The sequence below is a fragment of the Ruminobacter amylophilus genome (assembly GCF_900115655.1).
GTDB lineage: Bacteria > Pseudomonadota > Gammaproteobacteria > Enterobacterales > Succinivibrionaceae > Ruminobacter > Ruminobacter amylophilus.
Genome location: NZ_FOXF01000002.1, coordinates 135344 through 147032, shown reverse-complemented (window position 1 = coordinate 147032; position 11689 = coordinate 135344). Strand labels below are relative to the sequence as shown.

The window sequence follows — 11689 nt, the reverse complement described above, 5'->3', positions numbered from 1 at the left end:
CCCAGGTATTACTCACCCGTCCGCCACTCGTCAGCCAGGAAGCAAGCTTCCTGCTGTTACCGTTCGACTTGCATGTATTAAGCCTGCCGCCAGCGTTCAATCTGAGCCATGATCAAACTCTTCACTTTAAATTAGTTGAAGTTTTTTCGGCTCTCTTTGAATGACTGTCTTTCTAATTGCTCTTAGATTTGACACTCAGCTTCTTCAAGAACCATTTTTTTATTTCAGCTCATGAATTCAGCGAGTGCCCACACAGATTGTCTAGATTCGTTTTTAAAGAACTTTTTGTTTTTCGCTGTACTCAGCGAACGATGTGTATTTTAGGTTTTTTATTTTTTTCGTCAACTGTTTTTTTTAATTTTTTTCAAATTTTTTCGTTTTTGGGCAAAAAATCGCTAATGAACACCTTTCCCTACATTTATATGGAATTTTTATTAAAATTTTTCTCCCATGATATTCTTTTTGCGTTTTTTGCCCTTTTAAGAGATGTTTTTATACCTCATAAGTTCTTTTTCTGAAAACATCTCTTTCCTTCCGGTCTCTGTTTCAGGTCATTACCTGCCGTAAAGTCTTTCTGAAAGTCCGCTGGATCTTTTAACCTTCTGAGCGAATCTGTCATCAAGATTTACCGTGTTACTGCAGCCGTTGTTTCCCACAATCATGCTTACAAAATACCTGGCTCTGGTAATTCCGGTATAAACAAGTTCTTTGGTAATGGTTCTTTCCGTTCCGTTCATCACCATCATGGTATGGTCAAATTCCGAACCCTGTGATTTATGGATGGTCATGGCAAATCCTGTTTCATATTCCGCAAGCATACCGAATGAAACCGATTTGTATTTCTTGTTTTCCATCTGTACCCATACTCTTTTGGCACTGCCGTACTTCTCATCATAACCGCAGATAACCATATCACCGTTTTTAAGACCAAGGTTGCTGTCATTTTTGGTAACCATCAGAATCAGTCCCGGATACCAGGTCTTGTCCAGTGTTGCTATTTCCGGATATTGATCTCTGTCGGCATGTTTTTTCAGCCAGCGGAGTCCGGCCGTGGCTATGCCGTCATTAACATAGCGCACCCCGAAAAATCCCTGTCGTTCAGGACACAGAACTCTGAATGCGTTTATCATACCGAAGGCTTTTGCCACATACGAATCAGCCTGTGCACATTCGCCGTTTTCATTTTCCGTGCTGCTCAGAACCGGATGGGCCGTGGTATATTCAACGAATTTTCTGTAACTGGCACATGCTGATGGCAAATCGAAAATATTTTTTTCATCTGTACCGCTTTTTTCAATATTCCAGCCGGTAACGGCCTTTTCACATAGAATGTCCACCAGCTCCTTACCGCAGCCGTTGATTAAGGCTACTCCCTTGATATTCCTATCGTCTCTGTCTGAAGTAACGGCTCCGAAACTCAGGGAATTTCCACCGCTCAGAGGTTGAAGTTCGGCAGAATTCTGCTTCCGGACGATATTCATCGTTTCAGAATATCTGAAATCCTGACTGTTAACGTAATTTGCAAGAACGCCGATTAACGGACTGGATTCATATCGTCTTGATTTGTGCAGCGAAGCGATTCCGGAAGCAAGTCCCGGAACGCTGAAAAGTTCTTTCTCCGTATACCCGGTCAGCCCTGTAACAACATCCTTTTCATAATCAGTTAGCTTCTGCTCTTTATCCGACATGCCGAGTATGGTACAGATATCACCTAGCACGGAACCCGCCTCCACGCTGGCAAGCTGGTCCTTATCACCTAAAAGAATCAGTCTTGTGCCGGACCTTAACGCCGCCACAACCTTGTTCATAAGAAAGATATCCATCATTGACACTTCGTCAATAATCAGCACATCCAGATTTAACGGATTGTTTTCGTTTACTCTGCTGACACTCTTTCCCGGGAAAATACCAAGCATTTTATGTACTGTTTCCGCAGGAGCTATTTCATCAATGAGATTAGGATACAGTTTGCGGTAGGCCTCGGCAAACGGTCCCGAAAATGCGTCATTAAGAGATTCCTTTACTCTGGCCGCAGCCTTTCCTGTAGGTGCGGCAATTCCGATTCTCAGACTGCTGCATATTTTCTTCAGCAGACAGATAAGAACTGATACGGTATAGGTTTTTCCGGTTCCCGGACCGCCGGTAATAATTGAAAACGGATGACACAGTGACATGGCAACGGCAACCTTCTGCCAGTTGATCTCGTTTTTATCCGCGGAACCTCCGAGTTTACGTTCCACTTCATCAATGGCATCATAAACCTCTGTCCACATGTTGTGGATATTTTTCATGTCGAAACCTGGGGATAACTTTTCAGATTTTTTCCCAGTAGTTATGCACTCAATTCTGACGGAGTTACGGATGTATCCGGCAATAATAAGTTCATAGGCGAAATATCTGGAAATGTAGATTCTCTCAAGGCTGTACACCAGCGGAACCCTCACCTCCCTAATCTGCCGGCCGACGGTCATGCTGTCATGCAGGTTCCTACCTGAATCAGCCACGTACTCAATCACGGAATCATCAATAAACTGCATGCATGATTCTCCCGGCCCGCCGTTATCATAAAATGACTTTTGGGAAAGTTCATTCAGAATCTTATCCAGGCCCGAAACAGCAAGATACCTGCTGAACCAGTCGGAATCCTCCGCATTCACGGCGCCCGTGTCTTTGCCGGACAGTCCCAGCCTGCCGTTAAACTCGGCAATAACCTTAGACCTCTTATACAGAGATATTTCATTATCTATAATGTCTTCAAAAACCTGACCGATTTCCTCGTATTTTATACAGACACTGCCGTTGTTTCGTGCATGCTGCAGGAGCATGCCAAGAACAAATCCGTGAACTTTCTTATCATTTGCACACAGGTTGGACACATAATTAGCCACAGCCAGATCAATATCAGACCATACCGGAATAAGCTTTAAAAATTCAATTGCATCTATCATAAATTCTTTCATCCCATTGAATCGTTACCGGACATCATATAACAGACTCTATTAATATAATGTCCGTACGGTTGTTACTGCTCCCCCGCTCCGGAGAACAGGGCATCCAGTTTTTCAATATATTCACCGGTTATCTTATTGGTGAATATACCGTACCCGGCATATTTATCCGATGAAGACTTCATTCCTCTTAAATAAAGGTAGGCTATACCTCCCATATGACGCTCATAATCGTAGTCCGGAAGATGCAGCTTTAAAAACCTGTGCAGTGCAAGGGTATACAGAATGTACTGAATATAATAGTGATGGTTTATCATATTCTTTCTGATTTCCTTATTGTCATAACTGCCTATTCTGTCCGTAATGTAGTTGGACTTGTAGTCAGCCACGTAATATCTGTCGCCGCATTTGAAAACAAGGTCAATATAACCGTTCAGAAGACCGCTGATATCACTGATCGATACCTCCGGAAGCAGCGGATTTTCCGACTCATTCTGACTTTCATATTCAGCATAATCAATCAACGGACTGCTGCATCCTTCTCTGTCAATTTCCCTTATCAGCTTATTAAAGGCCTTTATGTTGAAACCTGCGTCAACATTCAGCCAGAATTCCATTTCCTTGATACAGTCAGAATCATCCAAATCCTTCAAGGCAACCTGCTTTCCTGATTCTCCGTCCTTAAACAGAACAGATGAAAGAATTTCCATGAACCACCACGTCAGACCTCTGACCGTTTCCGTATCGCTTGCAAAACCATATGCCATCAGTCTTCCCTTCAGTGTCTGATACAGCATGGTTTCATTTACATTATCGGTATTAAGAAAATCGATGACCTTCTGACTGCCACAGTGATCAATAAAATCCGCATAAACTTTTCTGAAATCAATATGCTCAAGAGCATCATGAAGCAGAGTACCTGCCGTGCTCCCCTTAGGAAAGGCAAAGCGTGGTTCCTTTGTTGTCTGATTTCCGCTTTCAGCAATCTCCTCAGCAGAAAGCGAATCATCGTTGTCATTAGTCTTTCCGGAAATTCTGTTAACCGCAACAGCGTTCCCCATGCCGTTAACCATTGAGGAATAGGAAAACACCTTCCATCTGTTATTTATACTGTCGGCATCCAGAATCTGATACTCATACCCGTTCCTGATACCATTACTTTCCTGCCTACTGTAATAAAAGGCTGCTTCGTCGGATTTATACTTATCCTGCCATCCGGCCCTGTAGTCATCACATTTTCTGAAATATTTGGAATTTTCAAAGATACTGTTCTCATCATTGCCATATACGTTTTTGAACAGGATTTCATCCAGACAGAATTCCCTAACTTCTTTCTTATTATATTCTTCAGGATCAATGTACCATATGTATAAAGCATGACAGGCTCTGGTTAAGGCGACATACCATAAACGGTGTCTTTCAACCTTCTGTTCATAACAATGATTATTCCATTTTCCTCCTTCCTTGTCGGTACTACGATTATCTTTTGTTACCAGATAATATGATGTGTCATCATGCTCATCATCAGTTGATTTGACTCTAATCATGTCAACAGACTGAGGGTCAATACTATGTATCATATCTGCAAACGGCATCATTACTATATTGTATTCAAGGCCCTTTGAAGAATGATAGGTAACTATTCTGACTATTTCATCGCAGTCATCTGTCTGTCGCTTACCTGTCATGTCTGATTCATTATCAGTAGACTTAACCTGATTTCCGAGACTTTCAAAACTTTCAACCAGTTCACTTAAGTCCCTGATTCTGTTGCTTAGTCCCAGTGCCAGCTCCGAACAGTGAAGAAGATTGGTAATAATCTCAGCGCCTTCTTCTCTCATTTTCATTTTTTCCATGATATTGAATCTGGTCATGAAATGAGTAAACATGGCCATAAATCCTTGAGTAAGCCATTTCTGTTTGCACTCTACCAGCACACTGTTCAGAGTTTCCATGGTAATACCTGAGTTACCGGAAGTATTCTGCTGATTATCCGTATCGTCTTTTTTATAACTGTTACATACGGCATCAGAATATTCCCTGGCATCCAGACCGAAAACTCTGCTTGCAAGTAACAGTCGCAGATAACTGTGATCGGCAAAATTCACAACTGATTTCATCAGCAGAGATACAAACCTGAATTCTTCGGTATCATAAATACTTCCCTTGTCCGAAAGGAATACCGATGGCACATGTCGGTTCCTGAGACTGTCATTAATGTATTCAGCCTCTTTCCCCTTGCTTACAAGAACAGCTATATCTTTTAAAGTAATGCGCCTGCACAATTCAGGGTTTTCATCAGGATTATTAAGCTGTTCCAGCGTTAAATCAGCACGATCAGACAACCTGCCGTTTTCTAGAAGCTCAACAATTTTATCGGCACATTCCTCTGCTATTTCAGAATAAATGTAATCTTTATTCTTTGATTTCTCATCAATCAGACTGTGCATCAGGTTACAGGCTGACTCTGTTTTGAAATTCTTGTTCCCAACGATATAAAGATATTTCTGTGCTTTTTCACTGTCTCTAGGTTTTACGTTGGTAAAGGAAATAGAATCTTTTATCTTTTTATCTCCAGATAATAGAGATTTATAAAAATCAAACTTAGCTCCCTCTGCATCCCCGGAATTATTCTGTTCATCAGGATGCACTCCCGAAAACAGATAATTGACGGATCTGATTACATTAATATCTGAACGATAATTCACATCAAGCTCAAGCTGGTGACATTTCCGTTCTTTCTCTGATCCGTAACGATCGAGAATCAGCTTCTTGGCCTTGTTGTAACAGTTTAAATCAGCACCTCTGAAGCTGTAGATGGCCTGTTTCGGATCTCCCACTATATAAAGTCCCCAGAAATCCGAAGATTTACAGGAATCCATTTCATCATTTTTCTTTTCACTATCAGTCAGATAAATATTTTTTACGATTTCAAACTGAACCGGATCGGTATCCTGAAATTCATCAATAATGGCTACAGGCAAAATACCGCGGATTTTACCCGCCAGATATTTTTTGCTCTTCACGGTAGTTTCATCATCATTCCCGTTTATAACCAGAGCATCTCTTAATTTACACGGCAAATCATCAGCCTTAACGACTTTTTCACCGGCTTTTAACTGCTCCAGAATCGTGTAGGCTTCACACAGCAGAGCGTGAAGTTTTTCTATTCCCAGTTCTTTAAACGCTTCTGTCGAAACTTGTTTTATCTCAGGAAGATCCCTGTAACTGTTGAAGATATTACATAGATGATTAAACTTTTTTCCGTCTTCTAAAAAAGAGTCGTATATTTTTGAATATTCATTATTTCCTGATTCCGCTTCCGTTACCATAAATCTGCGGAAACTTTCATATAAGGCTTTCTTTTTCAGATCTTCGACATCAGTCATAACGTCAAACTGAAAATTCATACCTGTATCAACGACAAACTTGCTGATAACCTGTCTGCAGAAACTGTGAATGGTGCTTATCTGCATGCCATCCACATTTAACTCAACATGACGCAGGATTCTGATGGCCTGAATCATCTTTTTAAGATAGTCCTCTCGTACTTCTCTGTCTTTCAAATCATCTGATACCTGAGTAAGACCGAGATAGGCACGGAGCATCTCGCTCTCAATGGAGTCATCTGACAGAATATCACTGAAGTCAGCAGGACTTGCACATGATTTTTTCAGCAGATTTTCAATAAATGATCTGAGCTCACGGATTCTTTCACAGATTTTTCTTTTAAGATCATTGGTTGCCGCCTTGGTGAAAGTCATAATGAGAATCTTGGAATAATCCACCGGTTTATTATCTGAAGTACCTATTCCCAGCAGTAATCGGCAAAGCAGCCATGTAATGGTATAGGTCTTACCGGTGCCGGCAGAAGCTTCAATTATGCCGGCTCCATTTAAATTAAAATCCATTAATTTATGTGACATATTTTTCCTCCGTTACTCAGTCTGCTATCCTATTTCTTCCAGATCTATGCCAAATTCCTTCAGCAACTTGTCCATAGTAACAATCTGTTGCTTTTTAGTCGGACACGTCAGAAATCTGATTTCATTTTTATCTGCTTTTCCAGATGACTTCTTATCTTTTTTAACGAATTTTTCCACAAACGGAAGATCCCCTACAAGCCAGTCAATACATGAAAACATCGTCTCCGGTGAGCCGTTGTACATATTGAAATCAGTAACTGATACCGGTTGGTCACCGAACAGCAGATCGGTTTCTGATATGTACGAAGAACCTGTGTATTTATTTTTTGAGTTTATTGTTCCTTCTGTTGAAAAAACACCTGATGAAATTTTCTTGATTAACTCAAAAGGAATATATGCATAATGACCAAGAATATACAGTCTGATAAGATTCTTCAGTTTTTCTTCAAGAAGCTTTCGCAGATTATCATCATAATTCTTTACTATTTTCGGAAGTTCATCTACTGCTCTGGTACCATAAAAATCTATTTGAAATCTGTAATCTTCAGATAATTTCCAAATACCCTGAACGGAAACATCAGCCTTTCCGTTACTATCGGCAAGCTGAAGATAAAGCAGTAACGACTGATACAGAGAAATAAACAAAGAAGTACTGAATTTACTGAATATTCTGAAATTTATCTTTAAATATTTATTATTTATTTTCAGTACGTCATCTATTTTTCCCCTGATTCTCACCTCAACATTTACGGTTTTCCCCGGAGTGTACAGACAGGATTCGTCTTCTTTACCGCTGTTGTTTGCCTGATTGTTCTCATCTTCGTGCTCACAGTACAGATCGGCAATAAAACGTTTCTCCACAGGAACCTTTACTTTCAGGTCAACAGGAACTGAAAAAGGCTCATTAGAAAAATAATAACTGTTACGGAGATTTATAATTTTTCGAATTCTACAGAACGGAGATTCATCACTGTCCGCATCACCAAGAACATTTTCTTTGTAATATTCTCCAATAACCCCGTTCTCAAGAGTTCCTTTAAGCTGGGCATTGTAAATAAAATCGTCAATTCCATTCCTGATGTCATCATTTGTTACGATTCCAGGTTTAAAAAGCCTGTCCATGAGATGTCTTTCAATATCGGATTCTCCAAATTGTAACCTCCATCCTTCGTGTTCGGTAAGACCATGCTGATCCAGAAGATAATGAGACAGCCGCATTACATTTTTTACAAAGAACTTTTTACCGCTTTCAAAGAAAGTCTGCAGTTCATCCGTGGATATATCCAGAACGTAGTCACAGTCGGCAAAGCCATCTCTATGTTCGTCATCCTTTTTAATAAATTTGAGAGAACTTAATTCAGGAGTAATGAAATTCTGCCATAGTTCCTTACCTTCTTCATTCGTACTGTTTTCCTGACGAGGACACCACTGAGACTGATACGAACGGAGTCTTGTCCCGTTGAAATTGCTGGCATCATAAACGTTTAGACTTTCACTCTTAACCAGAGCTTTTCTCAGCATTTCCTCATTTTCAGTACTGTCGGCCTCATTCTGATACTCTTCGTAAGTCTTTTCATTTTTCCCATGGTACAGTCTTTCAAAAGAATCACGATTCAGCATACAGGTGGAGGAGATGTAATTTATCAGCTCACTGACAAGCATTGAAGGATTGAGTTCGTTGTTTTTCACCACATCCTTGCCGACATAGGAAATGTATACGCTCTTTTCCGCAGAAATAAGAGCTTCCATAAACATATAGCAGTCGTCATTACGGACATTGCGATCCCCGTGACGGAAATACGTCTTCATCAGATCGAAATAATCACCATTATCCGATTTAGGATAGTCACCGTCATTCATGCCCAGCATGAATATGTGTTTGAACGGTATTGCCCTCATCGGAATAAAGCTGCAGAAATTAACCTTGTCTCTTAAGAATGCGGAGAATCCGCTTTCCCCGGACAGCTTGTCGGCAAGATATTCCCTGACGATATCCAGGCTGATGACGGGAATGTCTTTTAACTTTTCCAAATCAATCCTCATGCGCTCAAAGTTTCTGGCAATCAGCGTGTACAGATTTACGTTATTCTCACTGAAAGCAAAGAAACGGTTCAGCACCCTGCTGATTATAAAATTGTGCCAATATGAAACAAGCTGAGCCACACTGAGATCCCGTAAAGACATGACAGAAGATCCCGCATAAGAATCACCCATAACCTGTTTAATAATATCTTCAGGTATGGTTAACATTTCCTTATCCGCCGATTCACACTCTTTAAACTCGAGGCGCAGACTTTTAAGAGCGTCATAGAAGGAATAAAGATGGCCCAGAAGTTCGAATGAATCCGTTCCTTCAAGCTCAGTGTTATACTCATGGTCGTCATCACCTTCAGACAGCACCGGCATCAGAGAACCGTTAATCATGCGGTTGAGACCTGACTTGAATGAATTACGATATTCGCTGACAAAAAACGGATTGGATTCAGTGCCACTGTCTTTTTTGTCCGCAGAAACATTTACGTCGTAGATATTCGTGTCTTCTTCATCAAGCCCGAAAATAATGTTATTGTCGTTAAACCATTTCTTTATCTGTTCAAGGTCATCAGCTTCAATTCCGAATCTTGATCTGATGGCATCAATGGAAAGAAGCATAAACAGTGTTTTGTTGTCGATTCTGCCGGAAACAATATTCATGAGCTTATTAAAACCGTCAATTTCCGGACATTCTTCAGCTGTGGTTCGGTCACATATGGTATACGGCAAATCGACCTTCTGCGGTTCGGCATTCTTATCAGCAGCTCCTGAATTCTTTTTGGTCAGAAGTTCCCTGTTGGTTCCAAACACAGCTTCAATATAAGGAGCGTAAACACCTACATTAGGCATGAATACGGCAATGTCTCTCGGACGAAGTGTTTTATCCTCCCTGAATTTTTCCAGCATGTGATCGTACAGAACCTGAACCTCTCTTAAAGGTGTGGCGCAGGAATGAAACTGAATGGATGAATCATCAGGATCCACCATTCGCTGTTTACGGGACACATTCGCCTGTTCCATGGTATCCGGATCACCAGTCATCGGAGTAAAGGTCATGTTAAGAAGATCGTTCTTAATCAGACTCAGCATAGTGCCCGACTCTCCGTTATTTTCCACAAAGGCATGAATATCGTTTACCTGATAGTTTTCATTATCCGCATAGGCCATCAGACTGCTTAAGGTATCCTTTCCTGACTTGCCGTAGGTAAGAAGCAGACGGTTACTTTCAACAAGTTCAAGCATATCGTCACCGTGTTCATAATAATCACGGCTGAAGTTCTGCGAACTGAAATCAGAATAGTCGCCAGTATCCTGAGAATTCAGTTTTGAAAAGTATTCATCAGTTATGTTCCTGTTTTTGATTTTTAAATCAATGCTGTGTCTCTGTTTTATTCTTTCAATAAGCTCATCAATATCTGAATCTGAACTTGAACCGTTATCAGCCTTGATGTCTCCCCAGTAATAACGGCACGGGTTGGTAAACATGAAATGCACGTTTATAAACTTACCAAGCAGTACAAGGAATTCAAGCACCACCGGAGCAATTGACGATATGCCGTAAACATAAACATCACGTGGAATGTCCTTTCCGTTATTTCTTATTCTTTCAAAGAACTCTTCCTGAGAACTGTTCTGCATAACAGCCCTCATTGAATCCATATAATGAATACGATCCTTTCCCTTCAGCTCATCAATCAGATTGTTCCTGACAAACTCATGCCATAATTCGCCAATCCACACAAAATCATTATTGTTAAAATCGGTGTTGTGCTTAACCTTCAGTTCTTCAAGCCAGTCCCTGAGTGATTCTTTATCCGGAGCATCATTCCATGAACGAATCCAGTCCTGACGGTAAACAAGATAGTTTTCGTAAATATATGCCAGGCGGTGTGCCAGACGGTAACACTTTACGTAATTAAGCTTTCTTCCGGATGCGGCTGAATTTCCCGAAGCAGTTTCATCCCTGTCATATATGTAATCAGCCACATACTGATATCTGCATGACGGACTGTCAGGATTAAAACAGTCGGGATCATTTTTTGCGCCTTCAGAAAACGCCTGCAGAAGAATCCAGGCGATGTTGTCTCCGTTATAAACCATTTCATGAGGATACTCATCGGCAAACAGAGCTTCATGAAGACTCCAGATAAACTTCCAAGGAAGATGACACTCAATACGTGCGCACACCCCGTCAAATTCCGCAATTTTCTGTTTGAGATAAAGCTCCATTCCCGAGCTTTGAACAATGAAGTGCGAAGGAGCAAAAGGATTAACCTTTCTGTGGTCTGTATTACTGTTTTTAATAAGGTGAATTCCCAGTTTCACCAGCAATTCAATATCATTTGAATGATAAACCGTAAACATGACGCTCTCTCCTTCTTCTGCCGATCTGTCGAATGAATTATGAATAATACCCGGTATCGAAAACTGTCTTCAGTCTTCCTGCATGACGCTGTATCCTTAAAAATATAACCTATTTTTTATATTTATACAAATATATTTTATACTCTTAATTATAATTCTGTATCTGTGTCACCATCTGAACAACAATATTCATGTCACCATAATTAATTGTGTCTTGTTCAAGGCTTAAAATCAGTTCTCCAATCTGCGTAAATACAGTGCCGGTTTTTAATTTTATAAAGATGAGGGGATTTTATCTGATACTGATGTCAAATCATTACAAGCAGATCTTAAATATCTGCGCGTACGTTTAGAAAATGGTCATACGGATACAAAGCCAGTCACGGATTACGGAAAAAAAAGAAGATACTGCCAGAA

Annotated in this window: 3 protein-coding genes and 1 rRNA gene; all 4 read right to left on the bottom strand. The window is 40.5% G+C overall.

Annotated elements, in window-relative coordinates:
• A 16S ribosomal RNA gene (locus BMY80_RS01170) occupies positions 1-128 on the bottom strand; the annotation flags it as partial.
• 426 nt (positions 129-554) lie between these two features.
• A complete protein-coding gene (gene recD, locus BMY80_RS01165) occupies positions 555-2948 on the bottom strand; it encodes an exodeoxyribonuclease V subunit alpha (RefSeq protein WP_177178457.1) in 2394 nt (797 codons plus the stop codon).
• A 74-nt stretch (positions 2949-3022) separates the two neighbouring features.
• Positions 3023-6874 carry a UvrD-helicase domain-containing protein gene (locus BMY80_RS01160; protein WP_093140131.1) on the bottom strand — a complete coding sequence of 1284 codons (3852 nt, stop codon included), beginning with the start codon at positions 6872-6874 and terminating at the stop codon, positions 3023-3025.
• A 24-nt stretch (positions 6875-6898) separates the two neighbouring features.
• A complete protein-coding gene (locus BMY80_RS01155) occupies positions 6899-11272 on the bottom strand; it encodes an exodeoxyribonuclease V subunit gamma (protein WP_093140127.1) in 4374 nt (1457 codons plus the stop codon).
• Between the last annotated feature and the right edge of the window lie 417 nt (positions 11273-11689).